This window comes from Streptomyces sp. NBC_00873, assembly GCF_045207415.1.
Taxonomy (GTDB): domain Bacteria; phylum Actinomycetota; class Actinomycetes; order Streptomycetales; family Streptomycetaceae; genus Streptomyces.
The window spans coordinates 8972413-8990442 of the sequence record NZ_CP108803.1; the positions used below are offsets into that span (position 1 = coordinate 8972413).

The 18030-nt window shown below is 68.8% G+C and carries 13 protein-coding genes and 2 pseudogenes; 10 read left to right on the forward strand and 5 right to left on the reverse strand.

Annotated elements, in window-relative coordinates; translation table 11 throughout:
- Positions 1-445: 445 nt before the first annotated feature.
- Complete coding sequence (locus OH809_RS41780) at positions 446-622, forward strand: hypothetical protein (RefSeq protein WP_406516223.1); 177 nt, start codon at positions 446-448, stop codon at positions 620-622.
- 10 nt (positions 623-632) lie between these two features.
- Here the strand turns inward: OH809_RS41780 and OH809_RS41785 are convergent.
- Positions 633-965, reverse strand: a pseudogene (locus OH809_RS41785) (hypothetical protein); the annotation flags it as partial.
- A gap of 143 nt (positions 966-1108) precedes the next feature.
- Here OH809_RS41785 and OH809_RS41790 point away from each other — a divergent pair.
- Positions 1109-2278: a transposase gene (locus tag OH809_RS41790; RefSeq protein WP_406516224.1), complete on the forward strand. Its 1170-nt coding sequence runs from the start codon at positions 1109-1111 to the stop codon at positions 2276-2278.
- Here OH809_RS41790 and OH809_RS41795 read toward each other — a convergent pair.
- On the reverse strand, positions 2197-4398 hold the full coding sequence (locus OH809_RS41795) for a recombinase family protein (RefSeq protein ID WP_406424682.1): 2202 nt from the start codon (positions 4396-4398) through the stop codon (positions 2197-2199). The genes OH809_RS41790 and OH809_RS41795 overlap by 82 nt on opposite strands.
- Positions 4399-4705: 307 nt before the next feature.
- On the opposite strand from OH809_RS41795, the gene OH809_RS41800 reads away from it, so the two are divergent.
- The 7 genes and pseudogenes from OH809_RS41800 to OH809_RS41830 all read left to right on the forward strand — a co-directional run bounded on the left by OH809_RS41800 (position 4706) and on the right by OH809_RS41830 (position 13372).
- Positions 4706-5080: a hypothetical protein gene (locus OH809_RS41800; protein ID WP_406415698.1), complete on the forward strand. Its 375-nt coding sequence runs from the start codon at positions 4706-4708 to the stop codon at positions 5078-5080.
- 164 nt (positions 5081-5244) lie between these two features.
- A complete protein-coding gene (locus OH809_RS41805; RefSeq protein WP_406415696.1) occupies positions 5245-5499 on the forward strand; it encodes a hypothetical protein in 255 nt (84 codons plus the stop codon).
- Between the two features lie 76 nt (positions 5500-5575).
- Positions 5576-6262, forward strand: coding sequence for a hypothetical protein (locus OH809_RS41810; protein ID WP_406415694.1), 687 nt, complete (start codon positions 5576-5578; stop codon positions 6260-6262).
- A gap of 221 nt (positions 6263-6483) precedes the next feature.
- The gene (locus OH809_RS41815) at positions 6484-7281 is read left to right on the forward strand and encodes a hypothetical protein (RefSeq protein WP_406415692.1); all 798 of its coding nucleotides are present in this window, start codon (positions 6484-6486) and stop codon (positions 7279-7281) included.
- Positions 7282-10539: 3258 nt separating this feature from the next.
- Entirely contained in the window at positions 10540-10764 is a 225-nt protein-coding gene (locus OH809_RS41820) for a DUF6381 family protein (RefSeq protein WP_406415690.1), read from the forward strand.
- A gap of 667 nt (positions 10765-11431) precedes the next feature.
- A pseudogene (locus tag OH809_RS41825) lies at positions 11432-11662 on the forward strand (ISL3 family transposase); the annotation flags it as partial.
- Between the two features lie 342 nt (positions 11663-12004).
- Positions 12005-13372 (forward strand): IS30 family transposase, encoded by a 1368-nt coding sequence (locus tag OH809_RS41830; protein WP_406416556.1) that lies wholly within the window; start codon positions 12005-12007, stop codon positions 13370-13372.
- On the opposite strand, the gene OH809_RS41835 is transcribed toward OH809_RS41830, so the two are convergent.
- A complete protein-coding gene (locus tag OH809_RS41835; RefSeq protein WP_406415688.1) occupies positions 13347-14015 on the reverse strand; it encodes an IS3 family transposase in 669 nt (222 codons plus the stop codon). The two genes, OH809_RS41830 and OH809_RS41835, sit on opposite strands and share 26 nt — an antisense overlap.
- Positions 14012-14329, reverse strand: coding sequence for a transposase (locus OH809_RS41840; RefSeq protein WP_406415687.1), 318 nt, complete (start codon positions 14327-14329; stop codon positions 14012-14014). The genes OH809_RS41835 and OH809_RS41840 overlap by 4 nt, the downstream gene beginning before the upstream one ends.
- A gap of 560 nt (positions 14330-14889) precedes the next feature.
- Here OH809_RS41840 and OH809_RS41845 point away from each other — a divergent pair.
- Entirely contained in the window at positions 14890-15447 is a 558-nt protein-coding gene (locus OH809_RS41845) for a hypothetical protein (RefSeq protein WP_406415685.1), read from the forward strand.
- Between the two features lie 1374 nt (positions 15448-16821).
- Here OH809_RS41845 and OH809_RS41850 read toward each other — a convergent pair.
- Complete coding sequence (locus OH809_RS41850) at positions 16822-17946, reverse strand: MFS transporter (protein ID WP_406424662.1); 1125 nt, start codon at positions 17944-17946, stop codon at positions 16822-16824.
- Positions 17947-18030 lie beyond the last annotated feature (84 nt).

Here is an 18030-nt window from a genome sequence, read left to right on the forward strand (position 1 = left end):
ACTCAACTACGGGATCAAACCCCCGATTTAGGTGGAAACCTGTACACCACTTCCCTGGACGCAACCGGGCCGGGGCGCTACACGCTTCCCACGAAGCTCCGGTGCGGGCTGATCGAGGCGACGGCAGCGATTCCTGCTGCTTCGCCAGCACCTGGCACGGGCAAAAGAGCACTCTGCGGCCGACTGAACAGGTCCTGGGGACTCTGCGGGCTCGGGCTGCGACCGCCTGTTTACGTGCCGGCATCGGGTTTCATTACTGCATGGCACGCCTATTGTCCGCATACGTGCGACGTTCGGTGTGGCTGGTGCGACACACTCTTGCAGGAACCGGCAGGTTGCCCGATTCCTGGCAGATCTACGCCGCCGCGGCCTGTAGGCGGTCACCACTGCCGCTTCATCTACCGGTAGGGAGACAAGCGCAGCCTCAAAAGGGTACAAATGTCATATGAGCAAGAAATCGGAAAACCTGCATGATGCAGACGAATGGGCCGACCGCATCCGGGACGCCTCGTCCGGGTCCGATGCCCAGGCTGTCCGCAAGCTCGTCAGCGACATTTACCGCGCCGCCCAGGACGAACTCGACGAGAAGAGGGCACAGGCTGAGTACGAACGCGAGGAGTAGCCGTCCGAGCTCATTCCGTGTACGGACTTGAGTCGAGGGACCGTGCGACGTCCGGAACGGCAAGACCGGCGGGTTGTCCGCCGTCGATCGCCAGACTGCCGCTGGGCGTGAAGGTGCTGGTCATGGCGAAGACGGCGGTCTGCGTGATGGCCAGGAAAGAACCCTTCTTCTCGTCCGGCCCGTCCCACGCGCCGGAGTCGATGGTGCCGGGCGAGATGGCGTTCAACCGCAGCGGTGCGAGCTCCACTGTCAGTGAACGTGTGACCGCGTTCACTGAGCTGTTGGTTGCCGCCGCTGCGAGGAAACCGGGATTCGGCAGCAGGGCGGTCACCCCGGAGAACGCGACAAACGACCCTTCTTAGCTTGAGATTTAAGCTCGGCGAGATCATCTCTCGTTGGGGTTCACGGTTCTCCTGACAGCAAGCGCGGCCGTCCGTGATCCTTCAGAGTGTCGAGCTCGAAGGTGTCACAAGAACGGCCGCTGCAATGAGTGTTGTTGATGACGCCGCCCGCGTCGAGTCCCTGTCCGCGTTGTCACGATTCCGTGCCGACTACTACGACTGCCTACCCGGCCGACCCGACACGTTGTTCGACCTGACCGACGCGGTGCTCTGCGCCGAGGGACCGGTCACCTCGCTCGTCGAGCTGTCACTACAGTCGAGCTTCCGACGCGGGCACGGCGCTCTGTATGACGCCCTGGCTCGCGGAGCAGTCGACGAGGAGCGGCTGAAATTCCTGCTGGTGAGCCAACTACCGGACGGGCCTTTGATGTTCGGCGTGGATGCCTCGACGTATCCCCGACCGAGCGCGGAATGCTCGCCTGGTCGGGGACACCACTACGCGCCGTGCCGCTGCGACGGCGATCGCAAGACCATCCCGGGCTGGCAGTTCCAGTGGATCACCGGCCTGGAGTGGGGCTCGTCCTCCTGGACGCTGCCGGTCGACGTGGCCCGCATCCCGCCGGCGTCCTGTTCCGTGGGAGCGAGCGCCGAGCAGATCCGCAGCGTCGCGCACCACCTCGACCACCTCGGCAGGCTCCGAACCGACGGCCAGCCGGCGCCGCTGTTCATCCTCGACCAGGGCTACAGCGCCTCTGGCCTCACCCACGCCCTGGCCGACGTGCCGGTGCAGCTGCTGGTCCGCATCGCCGGCGACCGCGTCTACTACGACGGCCGGCCCGGACCGCGCAAGCCCGGCCCCGGCCGCAACGGCGTGCACGGCCACCGCTTCGAGCTGTCCGCATCGGTCAACCTCCGCCGCCCCGACCAGCTGCTCGTCGTCCCTGACACCCGGCGCTACGGCCGCGTCGAGGTCCGTACCTGGCACCGCATGCACCAGAAAGTCCAGCGCAACGGCTACTTCGCCGACCAGTACCCGCAGCTCAACACCCGCCTGCCTGTGGTCGAGGGGACCGTGATCGAGGTACGGGTCGAGCGGCTGCCCGACGGCCGCAGCCCGCACCGCACGCCGTGGCTCTGGCACGCCGACCCCACCGGAACCGTGCCGGACATCGACGTGCTGTGGCGGGCCTACCTGCGGCGTTTCGACATGGAGAGAAGCAAGCCGCAGTGCTGTCATACCTGCGGCTCGGTTCCATCGCCGTCAGCTCCTTCCTCTCGCGCCTCTTCGTTCCCGGTGTTCATGCTGGCGGCCTGATTCTTCAACCAGGGGCGCCGGGTGTGCTGGCCGCGCGGCACCTGGTGCAGCGCGCGCAGGCGGTCGACCTCTGCCGGGTCGGCCCGGACGATCCTCAACCCTGCCTGCGGGTGCAGGTAGCCGGTGGCCCAGCCTCGCCTGACCCAGGCATCCAGAGTGATCTCCGACATGCCCAGGTGCTCGGCGAGGTCGCGCAGCCACCACTCGTGTTCGTCCAGGTCGGGGCGGTGACGGTTCTGCTGCCGTGAGCGCTGGATGCCCAGGGCCCGCAGCAGGTCGTTGACCGCGTTCCTGGTGAACGTCTCGCAGCGCTTGGGCGGGCGGAAGCCCTCGGCGTTGAGGTGTTCGGCGATCTGCGCGGTCGTGCAGCCGGCCTCGACCAGTTCGGCGGCGCGGGCACGGAGCCGGGGGTAGTAGCTGAGCTGGGTCAGGCAAGCCGCGGGCCGTGCCACCTGCGCATCGGTGCGGTGGCCTCCGGCCCAGCGGACAGCCACGTTCACCAACTCGCTGGTGCCCAGCACCTCGATGCGGACCTGCTCGACCAGATGCCGGATCAGCTGCTTGCGGTCCGCGTCGGTGGTGGTGGGCGCGTGCCAGATGCCCGGGACGTCAGCGGCCAGAGCCCTGATCTGTGCCCGTTCCTCGGCGCTGAGGGTGCGCGGGCGCACAGCGAGGAAGCGGTCGTACTCCTCGCCGAGCCTCTGGCGCTCGGTCATCGCCGTCTCCCAGTCCCTCTCTAACTGCCGTACCACCAGGCGGTTCTCCGGTTCGGCCAGTTGGTACTGGCGCCGTGCGCGGTCCACGGCGTAGTCGGCGCGCTCCAGACGCTGCCGCCAGATCCGGTCCACCTGGGCACGTTGCGTCTCGACCTGCTCGGCCGCGGCGAGTGAGACCTCCACCGCGGCCGGGGTCATCGCCTCCAGCAGCAGGGAGGCGACGTGCTCGTCGATGCAGCCCCCCGCCAACTGCTGGCACTGCCCTTGCCCGTAGTCGCTCTTGGCACGGGCGCACACATACGCCGGGTGCAGCTTCCCGCCCGCGCCACGCTGGTAGCGCACCGTCATCTTCATGCCGCAGCGGCCGCAGACCACCAGCCCGGCCAGCAGCGCCGGGCCGTCGCGCACCACGCCGATGCTCTCGGACCGGGCCCGGTTTGCGTCCATCCGCTGCAGGTTCCGTTCATGCTGTTCAACACTGATATAGGCAGGTAGCAGGCCCGGCAGGTAGACGAACCAGTCCTCGCGGCCGGTGCGCACCCGGCCGGTGCACGGCCGCCCCGCCTGCCGCCGGCGCGGATCGAGCCGGCTGCGGCCGTAGACGTAGATTCCAGCGTAGGCCGGATGCCGGAGCATGTTCTGCAGCGCGACCCGATTGGGCCGACGCCACTCCAACTCCCCACGCTCGGGGCCCTCCCGCAGCCGCACCCCGATCTGGATGTGGTTGTCGACCAGGTAGCACAGCACCGCGTTGACGGTCCCGAACCGCTCGAACAACTCGAAGACCAGACGCACCACAGAGCGCACCTGTTCGTCGGGATCCAGCACCGCCTCGCCCGAGGGACGCCGCACGAAGCCGATGGGCAAGGGCACCACCAGTTCCCCGCGCCGGGCCTTGGCCAGGCGTCCGGACCACATCCGCTGCTTGATCAGGTGCAGTTCCGCCTCGCTGAGGGTGCCCTTCAAGCCCAGCAGCAGCCGGTCGTTGTGATCGCTGGGGTCGTAGACGCCGTCCGGATCCCCGAGAAGGGCCCCCGACAGAGCGCACAACTCCAGAAGCTGATGCCATTCGCGGCCACTGCGGGCCAGCCGGGACATCTCGATCCCCAGAACGATCCCCACGTGATCCAGGCCGACCTCGGAGACCAGGTGCTGGAAGCCGGGCCGGGCATCGATCCCGGACGCGGAATGCCCCAGGTCCTCGTCGATCACCAGCACCCGCGACGGAGGCCATCCCAGCGCGACCGCGCGCTCCACCAGCGCGTACTGCAGCCGCGTGGACTCCTGATGGTCCCTGACCTGCCCAGCCGTCGACTGGCGCACATATACGGCCGCGAGCCGGTCACGATGCCAGCGCTGGACCTTACCCTCCAGCCGTTCCCACGGCAGCCCGACCATCGTCATCGTCCACACCCCCCTCCGTGCTCCTGAGCGGTGCCGTCGCCATGCGCTCCACCAGAAGACCCAGCAGACGCTGCACCACCACCCGGTTCACCTCCGGGAAGGACTCCCACCTCGGCGTCCCCGCTGTCGCGGGCCCGGTCTGGGGGGCACGGCCGCGTCTCCTCCAGCCATCGCGCCCCACCCCCCTCGCCTGCCCCGACCAGCCCCTCACGCAGCCGTCGGACTGTTCCGACCAGCGCCAACAGGGCATCAACCCCTATGACCGGGACATTCCCCATCCCGCTCGCTTCTATGTCAGTACTGTGGCTTGCTCCTTGAGCACTTCCACCGCTTCGCCAAGTCCTATCTCGGCCTGGCCAGCGCGCACCTGAGCTCGGCGGCAGCCACCGACCGGTGGGTGTCCCTGGCCATGGGCGCCTACGCCCAACTACGCCTCGCCCGCCACCTCGTGGACGACCTGCGCCGCCCCTGGCACCCAAGACCGGACCCGGGTAAGTCCCTCAGCCCCTACAAGGTCCGCCTCGGCTTCCGCCGACTCCGCGCACGCATCGGCACACCCGCCGACTCGCCGAAACCCACCCGCCCCGGCCCAGGCCGCCCGAAAGGCTCGAAGAACCGCCCGAAATCCAAGCGACCGCCCTACCGCAAGAGCGAACGGACCACCAGTAAACACACAGAGTGACGACAGAAGCTAAAATCGCAAGCTTAGCCTGGATCCACCGGCTGTCCCGGGTCCTGTGGATAGAGAAATGAAGAGAGGTGCCTGCTGACCGCCGCATCGCCCTGCGCACCGGCGTGTTCGACGTGACTGTGATCACCGAGGACCGTTTCGCCGATGCACTGTAGGTGATCTGGTTCTTTGCCGGCCACTCGGGCCTGGAGCGGTTCTACCGCTGTCGCCCGCGCTACCTGGAGGGCGCCGCCAAGAGCTGGATCACCCACCTCCACCGACTGCAGGTCGTGCTCTACTACCGCGGCCAGGTCGCGGCGGGGCCCCGCAAGCTGATGCTGTCTTGGAAGCCACCGCTGCTACTGCCCCCGCAGGTGCAGGCCGTCGCGGAAAAGTGGCTCGTTGTCCGGCGGCTGATCGACGACCGTTGACAAGCTGGAGCTTGCGGTCCGCCGCTTCGGGGATTGGCTTGGCGAACACCATCGCGAGATCGGCTCGTTCGCGGACGTGACCCGCGACCACGGTCTGGGCTGGCTTCAGCGCATCGCCGAGACGCCGACAGGGCAGACCGGCAAGCCCCTGGGTGTCGTATCCCGGATCCAGCGGAGCTCGGGGCTGGGTCAGTTTTTCCGGGGCACCGCCGCCTGGCAGTGGGACGGCGTCCCCGGCTACAGCCTCATCGGCCCCGGCGGCTCGCCGAAGTCACCGGTCAAGGTCCCCCGGTTCATCCCCGACGGCGAACTGGACTGGCTGATGCCGGTGGTCGGGCAGATCGCCTGCCCCTTCCAGTGCGCCGTCCTGCTGGTCGCCCGCTGGTCCGGCGCCCGCCGGGACGAGGTCCGCCGCCTGCCCGCCGACTGCCTGGACCGCTACCCCGACGGCACCGCCCGCCTGCGGCTTTCTGCCGGCAAGACCTTGTCGGGTACCGTTCGGCGAGGCCCGCAATACCTTCCCGAAGTACGCGTCAGCGTCGGTCGGCTTCATCTCCCACAGTGGCCGGCCGTACCAGGACCGCATCTGTTCCGGGTGCCCGACGTCCCCGCGGATCGTGCCGTCCGCCAGCCCAGGCTCGTCCAACGTGAGAATCGGTGGGGGTGGTGGGTGGTGGTTGTTCGGGGTGGTGGTGGGGGTGTGGTTTGTGGGTGTGGTGGGTTGGGGTGGGGTGCTGCTGGGTGGGTGAGGGGGTGGGGGTAAGTCGCTCGGAAGGGCTAATCGTGTGCCAGGGGGGCTTGCTGTCTTATTGTTTGACGGTGTGTCAGGTGGTGGTGGGGTGGGTGGGGGGTGGTGTGTGTACACCCGGTTGGCTCTGTGGTGTCACGCCGTGAGCCCGCCCGATATGACAGGTAATGGGGCGATAAGTACGTTCGTTTCAGGTCGGCTGCCCGGCCGGCGTCTCTGAGACAGGAAGAAGTGACATGACCACGCGTACCGTCGCTGTGACCGCTGCCGTAGTAGGCGCAGCGGTTCTGGCTACTACTGGCATTACGTATGCCTCGGCTGCCGGGTCGGCTCCGGCTGCTCCGTCCGTTCAGCAGGCTGCTCCGGCTGTTGCTCCGCTTAGTGGTGACGGCGGGAATGGCAACGGAAACGGAAACGGGAACGGGAACGGGAACGGGAACGGGAACGGGAACGGGAACGGAAACGGGAACGGAAGCGGGAAGGGGAACGGCAACGGGAACGGGAACGGAAGCGGGAACGGTAACGGGTTCGGGAACGGGAACGGGAACGGGTTCGGGAACGGGAACGGGTTCGGGAACGGGAACGGGAACGGGTTCGGGAACGGGAACGGCGGTGGCGGCAAGGGGAACGAGGGAGGCGGTTACGGCGGTGGCGAGCGTGGCGGCAATGAGCGTGGCGGCAACGAGCGCCGTGGTCACCGGGAGGGCCGGATCTTCATCAACGAGCGGTCGTACTCCGCCCGTGGGGAGGAGGGCTGCATCACGGTGGTGAGCGGTCTGGGTGCCAAGAGCTTCAACGTCCGTAACGACAGCCGCCGCACCGTTGAGTTCTTCCGTGGGGCGACCTGCGACAACGGTTCCCCGGTCGCGACGGTCGGTCCCTGGAGCACCAGCAACGGTGTCTTCACCCGCAAGCACATCCGCGGCGGTGTGTTCGTCCGCAACGGCGTCGTGGGCAGCTTCCGGGTGGTCCGGGACCACTTCGACAGGTTCGACAGGGACGACAGGGGCGGCGGGGACGACAGGGAGTGGTAAGGGACCACTGTGACAAGTGGTGACAGAGCCGCTTGCGTCATAGGGAAGCCCCGGCCCGTCGGAATCGGGCCGGGGCTTCCGGCATGCGGGGCACCTGTGAGCGGGTGCCTGTTCGGGGCGGTGGTGCGTGTGCGTGGCGGGTGTCCGGTGCCCTGTGGATCGGCTTCGCCATATTAGGTGTTCGCTGCTGTCGCGTGTGCCGTGGTGGGCGGGCTCGGACGGCTGAAGCCCTGTGATCCGGGCTTCCGGGGGATTGCTGGTGGGGTGTCCGGCTGCCTGGCCGGCTTGTTCGGGTGCGGCTGGGTCCGGCCGCGAGAACGCACGGTCTTCAGGGCCGTGCATCGTCCGCCGCGACTGCGTGTGCGTGCGCGGTTGCTTCACCCGGTCGTGGCCGGCGGTGGCCGGACGGTTGTCACCCCCGCCGCCACCGGCCCTTTTCCTGTTGTGGCCTGCCTGGCTGCCGGCCCTTTTCTGTTGTGGCCTGCCTGGCTGCCGGCCCTTTCCTGTTGTGGCCTGCCTGGTTGTCTGTCCTGTCCCGCGGTGGGGTGTTTTGCCGTGTGGTGGTCTGCCGTGTGGGGTGTGCTTGCTGTGGCCTCGGGTTCTGTGCGGTCTGCCCGGCCGGTTGGCCGGTGGTGCCGGTTTTGTGGGCAGGCTGCTTACCGGGTGCCTCCGGGCAGCTGTGGGGTGCCGGTATTGTGTGTTGTTTTCTTCTGGTGCTCTGCTTGCAAGCCCGGTGTCAGCGATCGCGTCGGGACGATGGCGGGCACTGGTCATATCCGTTGCAGCCGTGGCCTGTTGTGGGCGCCCGGTTTCCTGGTGCGTTGCGAGCACCGGTTTCCTGGACGGTCGGGGGTGCCGGTCTTCCAGCGCTGTTGTGGGCGGGGGTCTCCTGGCCCGTTGCGAGTGCCGGCTCCCTTTCTGTTGCGTGCGTTGGGCTCCTGGCGTGTCATTGGGCGCGGGTTTTCTGGCCTGTTGTGGGCGCCTGGTCCCTGGCCTGTTGTGGGTGCCTGGTCCCTGGGTTGTTGTGGGTGTCGGGTTTTCTGGGTTGTTGCGGGGGGAGCAGGCCCGCTTGGACGCGTCCCGTTCTGCCGACGTGACGTGCGGTGGCGTGCCTGCTCGATCTGCCGACTACCCCTTGCGTACCGCACCTGAAACCCGGCACGGGACCGGGTGAAGGCCTGGCGGGGCTGTGTGGCTGGGGCCGGGGGTGTCCGGGTGCGGGTGCGGGTGTGGCTGGCGGACGGGTGGGGTGTTCGTGTGCGGCCTGCCCCGGGTGTCCGGGTGTGCGGGGTGTCCCGGGTGTCCGGGGTGTCCGGGGTGTCCGGGGTGTGCGGGGTGTGCGGGGTGTGCGGGTGTCGTGGGTGGCTGTGTGTGGGGGTGGGTGTGTCCGGGTGGTCGGCGGTTGGTTGGTGGCTGTTGGGGGTGTGGTTTCGGGGCGGGGGTGTTGGGGTCTGTGGTTTGGGTGTTGGGGTCTGTGGTTTGGGTGTTGGTGGTTCAGTGGGAAATGGGGGACGGTGCTGGTCCATGCGGGTTACTAAAACGACAATATGCGTGCCGGTGTCGGTTGGTGTGTGGCGGGGGTGTCACTGTTCACGCACTTCCCTGCGATCGTGAGAGTGTCATGAAACTGCTTCCCAGGATTTTCAGACAGTCGAAGGACCCGGCTGACGCAGTCGTTTTGCGGCGGCTTGAGGAAAGTATCGAGAGCGCCGGTTACTGGGCGAAGAGGATGCCGAGGGAAGCGGCCCGTGTGGTGCGTAAGGTTCGTTTGTATACCCTGGCCGCGGCGGTACTGAGTCTTGTCACGGGACTTCTGGCCTGGCCGGTTATCGGTGGATCGTCGCAGCTGACGGCGCAGGTGTTCGTCTCGGTGCTGTCGGGTCTTGCTGCGTTGGCGGTTGTCGTGCCGCATGCCACCGGTCTGAGTGATCGCGGTGATGAGTCCATCAGGCTGTGCAGCACCTATGGTGCGGTGTACCGCGAGCTTGTGGAGGTGCGGGGGCGGCTTGCTGCCGGATCCCTGGATGATCCCTCTCGTGTGGCTGACGTCATCGGTCAGTTCGAGCACATTCAAGAACGCAGGGATGCGTTGGCGCTTGTGGCCGGGGACGGGCATCTGGGGGGTGCGTGCGGTGTGGGGGCGGTCAGGGGCGGCGGGCGGTGGGGGCGCACTGGCCTGGGCGGACTGCGGGAGATCACGGGGCCGTTGCTGCCGTCGGCGAGGGTGCGCCCGCAGGCCGGCCGGACGGCGGGTGGCGATGACGAGGCCGTTCTTGCCGCGCTCGTCTGCGTGTTGAGGGGTGGGTGCGAGCCGCGGCGGGTGCCGCTGTACTCCAGGGTTTCGTCGTCCATGGTGTACCGCTTGTTCCGGGTCCGGTCCCGGGCCGGGGGCCGGGTGGCGTCTTCACCGGGGGGTGCTGGACGTATCCGCCGGCTGGGGCGTGCTGGTTCCTTGACGAGCCGTCCCCGGCTCGGTGCGGGTACGGGTCGCGGGGGCGGTGATTCTGCGGGTCTTGGCCCCTTGGATGGTGACGGGCCGGGTTCTGCGGTGCAGCTCCTGCGCGACGCTGCCGGTGTGCCCCTGATCCTTGGCGTTTCAACGGGCAGCACCCAAGACGCCAGGGCCTGAAACCGGCCGGCCCCTGCCGGGCTCTGTGCTGCACGTCGGCATCCTGGCGGCCTTGCGGCCCGCCCCGCGACAGGCAGTGGGCTTGAGGTGCCGTGCGACTTTGCTTGCGGTGTTGTTGTCGTCCACCGACGCTCCGCGTCGATTCTTTCCTGGGTCTTGCCGTCGAAGCCGCGTGATGCCGCTCGCTGATCCACTCCCCTCGTGGGGGAGGCCGCCCGGTGTGCGGCTGGTTGGCGACACGTCACACGGTCGCACGGGCATGTCCTGGTGGGGGTCTGTCAGCTCTGCGGCCGGGCCGGGCCACGGTGGGCGGGTGGTGCGGCCTGTCTGATGAACAGGGCGGATGCCGGGTGGCATGCGGCGGGGGAGGGGCGCCGCACGCTCCCGCCTGGGTGGCGGACCGTTTCACCGGGAGGCAGGAGGCGGCGCCGGCCCGATCGACGGGACCGCACGGCATGGCGAGCGGCACCGCGGCAGAGCGGGACGCGAGGGGCGCGTTCTCGACGTGACGTGCCCTCTTCAGGGCCGGCTGCCTGCGGTGATTGCGCACGGTGACCCTCCCGGGTGCGTAAGCGGCACAGCGCTGGTTGGCTGCGATGTGTCCCACCTTCCCGTCCCCAGGAGTGATGATGAGCATTGCAGGCGAGTCCGCCAGTCGTGCGCAGCAGATGCAGGACAAGGTCCGTGAGCTGAACGAGCGTGCCGAGCAGACGAGCGATCCCAAGGAACGCCGCAGGCTGCACGACGAGGCCCGGCGCATGCAGGAGCAGTCCATGAAGGAGGGCGGACGCGCGGCCGAGGACAGGCCCGTGCGCCGTGCCGGCAGCCGGAAGGACGAGTTCCCGCCCCGGTGACGCACCATTTGCGTCCAGCGGTACCGATGGCCTCCCCCCGCACTGCGGGGGGAGGCCGTCCGCGCTTTGTGGCGGTCTCGGAAAGCTGGCAGGAACTGCGAAACCGGTGCCGCCGGTGCCGTGATGACAGCTGTCGGCGTTCGCGTGAAAGTGGCTCTGGCAAGATTTTTTGTAGCCGGAGATCATCCCGGTGCGGCGGTCGGCCTGTTTGCGGGGTGGGCAGCCTTTGGGTGTGGGCTGTTGAACTGTCAAACCTGTTACCGCACTTGGCCGGGATGCTGGTGTTCTCGGTCGATACTTCCGGTCCTCTCGTGGTGATCGGGGCGACTACGCGCTCTAGTTGTCCAGCGGGATGCAGCGGGTGCGGCGTCCTGAGCGACTGGATCCACAGCCGCTGTGTCCGGCACCTCGATGCAGCGATCGGCGGCCGGCCGGTCCGGATCGACTTGAGTGTGCGCCGTCTGACTTGCGAGAACGCGGCTCGGCGAAGGTGACCTTCGCCGGGCAGGTGCCGGGGCTGACCGTGCGCTACCAGCGGCGAACGCCACTGCTTCAGCACCAGGTCGAGGCGGTCGGCGTGGTGCTGGCCGGCCGGGGCGGGGCCCGGATGCTGCGCGTCATGAACGGCAGACTCTCCCGGTCCACCGTGCTCACTGAGCTGATGCGGATGCCGCTGCCGCCGCTGGTCACGCCCACAGTGCTGGGGGTGGGCGACTTTGCGTTCTACGGCGACACCTCCAACACCCTCCTGGTCGACGCCACGACCCGTCTTCCGCTGACGCTCTGGGAGGGCAGGGACGCCGAACAGCTCAGCCGATGGCTCCGCACGCATCGCGGCGTCGAGATCGCTTGCCGCGACGGCTCCCTCCCCTACCGGCAAGGCATAGCCGGCGCTGCCCCCGACGCCATCGAGGTCAGCGACCGCTTCCACCTGTGGCAGGGCCTGTCCCGGCGCGTCCAGGACAGGCCAGTGACGGTGACGTCGTCGCGCGTTGTAGTACGTGAGCCATCGGAAGATCTCCAGCCGGGCCTGAGCCGTCGTGGAGATACGTCTTCTTGTGCACAGCTTCTCGTTTCAGCCCCTGCCACAGGCTCCCAGCCAAGGCGTTGTTGTAACTGGAGCCGACCCGGCCCATGCTCCGCCGGATCCTGTGCTTGCCGCAGACCTGCGCGAACGCCGCCGAGGTGTACTGGGTGGATTCAACCGGTCGTCGCAACACCTCGATCATGGAGGTGTCCGATGGGGCGACCGGCAGGGTGGACGACGGCGGTGACGGGGCGCCCGGCGATGCGGTCTCCGGGCAGGCCGCCGGTCCGCCGGGATGTGGAGCGTGCCTTCTGGAAGAAGATCGCTGATGGGCTGACCAGCGAGGACGCGGCGATCGCGTGCGGTGTGTCGGGGCCGGTCGGCTCACGATGGTTCCGGGAACGTGGCGGTATGCCGTCGATCGAGCTGGGCCCGGTGTCGGGCAGGTATCTCTCCTTTGCAGAGCGCGAGGAGATCGCTGTGCTGAAGGCTCAGAACACCGGGGTCCGGGAGATCGCCCGTCGGCTGGGCAGGCACCCGTCCACTGTTTCGCGGGAACTGCGGCGCAATGCGGCCACCCGCAGCGGACAACTCGCCTACCGGGCGTCGATCGCGCAGTGGAAGGCCGAGCTGGCCGCGCGGCGGCCGAAGCCGTCCAAACTTGCCTGCAGCGAGCGGCTGCACGAGTACGTCCAGGACCGCCTGGCCGGAGAGATCCGCCGCCCGGACGGCATGCCGGCGCCGGGACCTGCGGCACCGCCGTGGAAGGGACGGAACAAGCCGAGGCGCCAGGACCGCCGTTGGGGCAACTCGTGGAGTCCGCAGCAGATCTCCCACCGGCTGAAGGTCGACTTCCCTGATGATGATTCCATGCGCATCTCTCACGAGGCGATCTACCAGGCCCTCTATATCCAGGGCCGGGGAGCACTCAAGCGCGAGCTGGTCGCCTGCCTGCGCACCGGCCGTGCGCTGCGGGTGCCCCGGGCTCGCACCGCCGGCCGGGGGAAGAAGTTCGTCACCGAGGACGTGCTGATCAGTCAGCGGCCGGCCGAGGCGGAGGACCGGGCGGTCCCCGGCCACTGGGAGGGCGACCTCATCATCGGCCTCAACAGCTCCGCGATCGGCACCCTGGTCGAACGCACCAGCAGGTTCACGATGCTGCTGCACCTACCGCCCATGCCCGGCCACGACGGCACACGGGCCAAGAACGGCCCCGCACTGGCCGGCCACGGAGCCGCAGCCGTACGTGACGCCCTGACGGAAGCGATCACCCGCCTACCCGCCCAACTACGCAAGTCCCTTACCTGGGACCAGGGTTCGGAAATGGCGCAGCACGCCGAACTCCGCATCGACACCGGCCTGGAGATCTACTTCGCCGACCCGCACAGCCCCTGGCAGCGCGGCACGAATGAGAACACCAACGGGCTGCTACGGCAGTACTTCCCGAAGGGCACCGACCTCAGCAGACACACCCGCGAGGATCTCGCTGCCGTCGCAGCTGCCCTCAACGGCCGCCCCCGCAAAACCCTGGGCTGGAGGACACCCTCCGAGACTCTCAACAGTCATCTACTATCAACATAAAACGGAAGTGTTGCGACGACTCCTTGAACCCGGGCTGCGGCCCGCGGTCGCAGTGGAACACGGCACCGGCCACCTTCCCGCCGCGGGCTGCCACCGCCATGTCCAGCGCGTCGATAACCAACTCGGCCCGCATCTGCGGTGCCATCGACCGGCCGAGCACCCGGCGGGAGCAGATGTCGATCACGCAGGCGAGGAACAGCCACTGGCTGCCGAACCAGATGTAGGTGATGTCACCGCACCACCGCTGATCGAGCCCGGAGGCAGTGAAGTCCCGCTGCAGCAGATCCGGCAGTGGCGGCGCCACCGGGTCGGGGACGGCCGTTAGTCTCCTGCTGCGCAGATGGCGCCCGACGATGCGGTGCACGCGCATCAACCGCGCCACCCGCTTGCGGTTCACGTGGTGCCCGGACCCTTGCAGTTCGGCGTGGGCGCGCAGGGCCCCGCAGGTCTCGCCGGACTCGGCGTGGATCTGGCGGATCTCGGCCGCCGGAGCGTCGTTGGCGGCCTGCCGCTCGGCACGGGCGTCCGCCCCGGCAAGCCACCGGTAGCAGCCCGAGCGGGAAACCCGCAACACTCGGCACAGCTGCTGGACGCCGAACTCGCCGGCGTGCGCGCAGATGAAGTCCCAGCGCCGGGACGTCACTTCATCTCCTGGGCAAAATACTGGGCCGCCCGGCGCAGGATCTCCCGCTCCAGTTGCCATTCCTTCTCCGCCTTCAGCAGGCGCGCATTCTGCGCCGGCAGCCGGGCCGGCTCCGCGCCCTGCGCGTCGGTCTGCCCCGAACCGCCCGCTGCGGCCTGGCCACCGCCCTCGGCCGCGCGCAGCCACAACCGCAAGGTCTCCCGGGTGATACCCAGGTCAGCGGCGACGTCCTTCATCGTCCGCTGCCCCGCCGAAGCCCTCCACAACGCCACCGCGTCCGCCCGGAACTTTGGGGTGTATATCCGCCCTGCCATGTGAACCATCTTCCCGGACCATCAAGATCCGCCATCAGAGTGTCCACATCGCAGGGGCACCTCACCTACCTGATGACCTGCGCGAACGTACAGCGCCGCTGTGCCGGCCCGTCAGCCCCGGCGGCACCGGTATCCGAGGAAGGGCCGTCCGGGCCGGGGAAACAGTTTCGATGACGGTTGTTCAGTAAAGGCCTCTTCTGCACCCCCTTCGATGACGGTCATTCAGCACGCAAGGGGCGTCGATGGAAGTCATGCGGGGCGACGGGGATGATTGCGTTTGCCGGCGTGCCGGAATCAGGCGGCCTGCTGCCGACAGGGTGACCGGGCGTCAGCGAGTCGCCCGGAAAGCCTAATGATGTGCCAGGCATGCGTACCATTCCCCAGTTTTGACGGTTCATCAGTTAATAGGTTGGTGTGCGAGAAGTGCCGTGCGTACACCCGGTCGGCCCTGTGGGATCGCACCTCCGGTATTTCCGATATGACAGCTCATGGGGTCGTCAGTACGTTCGTCTCAGGTCGGCTGCCCAGCCGCCGGCGTCTCTGAGACAGGAAGAAGTGACATGACCACGCGTACCGCCGCCGTGGCCGCCGCCGCAGCAGGCGCAGCGGTCCTCGCCACCACCGGCATCACCTACGCCTCGCCGGCCGGGTCCGCCCAGGCCGCCCCGTTCGTCCAGCAGGCCGCTCCCGCGATGGCTCCCGCCGGTGGTGGCAGCGGCGGCAGCGGCGAGGGGGACCAGGGCCGCGACCGCGACCGTGACCGTGACCGTGACCGTGGCTACGACGACGACGACGACTACGACGACGGCTACGGCTACGGCTACGGGGAAGAGGGGCGGATCCACTTCAACGAGCGGACGTACTCCGCTCACACGGACGGCTGCATCACCGTGGTCAGCGGCCTGGGCTCGCGGAGCTTCAACGTCCGTAACGACAGCCGCAAGACCGTCGAGGTCTTCAGTGGGGTGACCTGCGACAACGGTTCCCCGGTTGCGACGGTCGGTCCCTACAGCACCAGCAACGGTGTCTTCACCCGCTTCGTCCGCGGGGGCGTCTTCGTCCGCAATGGCGTCGTGGGCAGCTTCCGGGTCGTCGACAACTACCGTGACAGGTGGTGACAGAGCCATCTGCATCCCAAGGAAACCCCGGCCCGTCGGAATCGGGCCGGGGTTTCCGGCATGGGGGACACATCGCGGCGGGTGCCCGGTCCCGGGCGGCCGCACCACGTGTGCGGCCCACGCCCGGTGCCCCATAACACCTGCTACGCCATACTAAGTGTTTACCGAGGCCCCCGCGTGTCGCGCCAGGCGGACTCGGCGGGCCGCGGTCCTGCGAACCCGGTCGAAGGTGCCCGGTCGCCGGGCCGGCTCGGTTGGGGCCGTCCGCAAAAACACGCTCGCGGCCAAGATCGCGCAGACCCTCCCGTACCAGGGGCAGGGCGGCGGATGCGGCACACGGATCGCCTGACCGGCAGGGGCCGGGACCTGTGGCCCCCCTTGCTGTGGCGCTTTGGCAGTGGGGCGAAACCTGCGTCGCCGGTCGCGGGGGGCCCGGTCCGGGGACATCCGGCACAGCCGGTGCGGTGCCCCGGTTGACCTCGTGCCGACTGTTTTGGTGAGCATGCTGTGCTCGCCCAGGGTCTTTCGTCTGGACCGGGCCGGATCGCGGAGCGGCTGGTGTGGCCGTGGTGCGTGCAGCCGCAAGGCGCAGGAAGCAGCCCACACGAAGGGGGGTCCCCCTATGCCTTGAGGGCCATGGGGGAGTCGGCGGCTGGAGGCCAGGCCGCAGATGTGCGTACCGGGCCCCGTGAGCCCAGCATGATCCGAACGAGAGGCCGTAGGTCCTGGGACGTTGCCCGGTGTCGTCCCGCTCAGCCGTTTTTCCGGTGTCTGCGGCGCGTACGCAGGAAAGCGCGGCAGGATGTACAGCAGTTGCGGGTCCGGCGCGGCCCCGGCGAGCCGTGGGCCGGCCACCGCCGCGAACGGGAGCAGGAAGCCGGTCACCAGCATTCGCGCCACCGCGGCCCGGGTGCGTACCGCGGGCAGGGTTCGGCCGTCACGGGAATCCAGCCGGCGGGGAGATCCTGGACTTCGATGGCGGCGTGCTGGTGTCCGGTGCCGGCCATGCGGGAGAGGCCGGCCATCGCCACCGCTGCGAACAGCGTGTACGTGGCGGTGACGGGATCGTGCAGGCCGTACAGACCGGTGTGGAAGGCGGCTACGGCTGAGAGCGTGACCCGGACGGCCCGTCGGCCCGCGCGGAGGGGGGTGCCCGTGCCGTGCCGCAGTGCGGTGACGGCCCGGCGCAGTGCCGGGGTGCCGCGTGCCCGGGCCGGTGGCGCTGCCGGCGTCCTCCCAAGGGCCCATGGCCGGCACCCCTGCCCGCTTGCCCGGTTCCAGGATCACATCCGCCCCGAACCGCCGCACGGGTGCGGGCGGTTCGGGGCACTCGCCCCCTGGTGTTCGCCGCCGTGGGCAGGCGCCTGCGGGCGCTCAGGCCCGCCCGGGCGGATGCCGCCACAGGTAGCCGCCCGCCGTGGCGGCCAGCAGCGTCACGCAACCTGCGAACACCAGGCCTGCATTGCGCAGCCCCAGTGCCACCGCCAGCGCGCCGATCCCGATGACGGGCACCGAGATTCCCGCGTACGCGACGACGAAGAACGCCGAGATGGTGGCGCCCCTGTGGGTGTCCGGAGCCAGCGTGCTCACCACGGTCAGGCCTGCCCGGAAGGCCAGCCCCTGGCCGATGCCGCCTGTCACGGCACCCGCGAGGAGGACCGGCAACGACGCCAGCAGCAGGGACGACCCCACCGCAAGCAGGCCGGCCACCAGCACCAGGCAGCCGACGGGCAGGGCGTTGCGCGTGCCGACGGGGCCCATCAGCAACTGCCCGCAGGCCGAGGCGCAGAAGACGCAGAAGACGACGGCGCCGGACACGGCCAGGTTGTGCACGCCCAGTGTCTGGGTGAGGAAGGCCGGCGCGACCGCGGTGAACAGGCCCAGCAGCGAGAATCCGGCGAAGGCGGCGAGTGCGCAGGGCGCGAACACACCGCGTACCTCGGCGGGGACGACCATGCCCTGCGGCCGCAGCGGGGGCCTGGCGCCGCTGCGGTGCACGGTCTCGGGCAGCAGCGAGGTGACAGCCACCGCGGCCGCCAGAAGCGCCAGATGGGTCAGGAACGGCAGTTGCAGCGGCCACGGCGCGTACTGGGCCAGGGTCCCCGCGACCAGGGGGCCGAGTCCCAGGCCGCCCATGTTGGCCGCGGTCGCAGCGAATCCTGCGCGGGCACCGCGCCCGGCGGGTGCCAGTTCCAGTACGGCGGCCGTGCCCGTGCCGCTGAGCAGTCCGGCGGAGAACCCCGACAGGACACGACCGGTGAACAGCAGCGGCAGCCCGCCCTCGAGCAGGAAGCACACCGCGCTCAGCGCGGCCAGTCCCAGCGCGCACAGCAGGACCGGGCGGCGGCCGAGAACATCGGAGAAGCCGCCGGCCAGGAGCAGCGCAGCAATCACACCGATGGCGTAGACGGCGAAAACCACGGTGACGATCAGTTCGGAAAAACCGATCTGCAACCGGTAGAGCCCGTACAGCGGTGTCGGCAGGGTCGTGCCTGTCATCCCGACCGCGAACACACCCGCCGCAGCCAGATATCCGGGCCGGACGGCGCCCTGCTGACGGCCTGTTTCCTGGTTGGTCACAAC

What these genes read in the sequence shown, in the direction of transcription:
- OH809_RS41780 (WP_406516223.1), top strand. Translation starts at nt 446, where the DNA reads ATGAGCAAGAAATCGGAAAACCTGCATGATGCAGACGAATGGGCCGAC.
- OH809_RS41790 (WP_406516224.1), top strand. Translation starts at nt 1,109, where the DNA reads ATGAGTGTTGTTGATGACGCCGCCCGCGTCGAGTCCCTGTCCGCGTTG.
- OH809_RS41795 (WP_406424682.1), bottom strand. Translation starts at nt 4,398, where the DNA reads ATGACGATGGTCGGGCTGCCGTGGGAACGGCTGGAGGGTAAGGTCCAG.
- OH809_RS41815 (WP_406415692.1), top strand. Translation starts at nt 6,484, where the DNA reads ATGACCACGCGTACCGTCGCTGTGACCGCTGCCGTAGTAGGCGCAGCG.
- OH809_RS41820 (WP_406415690.1), top strand. Translation starts at nt 10,540, where the DNA reads ATGAGCATTGCAGGCGAGTCCGCCAGTCGTGCGCAGCAGATGCAGGAC.
- OH809_RS41830 (WP_406416556.1), top strand. Translation starts at nt 12,005, where the DNA reads ATGGGGCGACCGGCAGGGTGGACGACGGCGGTGACGGGGCGCCCGGCG.
- OH809_RS41840 (WP_406415687.1), bottom strand. Translation starts at nt 14,329, where the DNA reads ATGGCAGGGCGGATATACACCCCAAAGTTCCGGGCGGACGCGGTGGCG.
- OH809_RS41845 (WP_406415685.1), top strand. Translation starts at nt 14,890, where the DNA reads ATGACCACGCGTACCGCCGCCGTGGCCGCCGCCGCAGCAGGCGCAGCG.
- OH809_RS41850 (WP_406424662.1), bottom strand. Translation starts at nt 17,946, where the DNA reads ATGACAGGCACGACCCTGCCGACACCGCTGTACGGGCTCTACCGGTTG.